1 protein-coding gene is annotated in these 608 nt (G+C 46.4%); it reads left to right on the top strand.

All coding sequences use genetic code 11. The annotated features are described in order from the left end of the window. Positions 1-608: FHA domain-containing protein (locus A3757_RS04810; protein ID WP_197469788.1), on the top strand; the 608-nt coding region annotated here is incomplete at both ends.

Raw genomic sequence — 608 nt, 5'->3', positions numbered from 1 at the left:
CATCACCATTGGCTCTATTGAACTGGAACTAATCGACCCAAAGTCTGTGAATGAACAGAGCAATGCAGGTTCCACGACAAACTACTCTGCGGGTTGGTCTATCTACTCTAGCGCAAGCTGGCTAGACCAAAGCCGTTTTGTCATCAATAAACGCGTCGTTATTGGTCGAGACCCAAGCTGCGACATAACGCTACCTCTGGAACACCTTTCCAGAAAGCACGTAGCATTAGAAGTTAAAAGTGGCCAGCTATACATGGAAGATCTCGACTCCTCCAACGGCACCTTTTTAAATGGTAGACAAGTAAAACAATCAGCTGTTAAAAATGGCGACAAAATCAAGCTGGACGTATTAACCTTCGAAGTAAACGGACCGGCTCACGACCCCAACAAAACGATTATTCGCAGTGCGTCTGACAGCACCCCGCCAAGCACTGAAAAGACATCCAGCTCGCGCTTGTCGACAAAGATAGAACAACCCGAAAAGAAGCCAGTTAAGAAACCGGCACCAAAACAGACAGCAAAACCGAAACCCAAAGCCGCAAAGAAACGATTGGCTTCGAACGGCAAACAAGAATGGATATCGGGAGATAGTAAACCCACGAATAAAA

The sequence above is a fragment of the Oleiphilus sp. HI0117 genome (genome assembly GCF_001635235.1).
The sequence above is the reverse complement of the archived record's forward strand: the minus strand, read 5'-3'. Positions and strand labels throughout refer to the sequence as shown.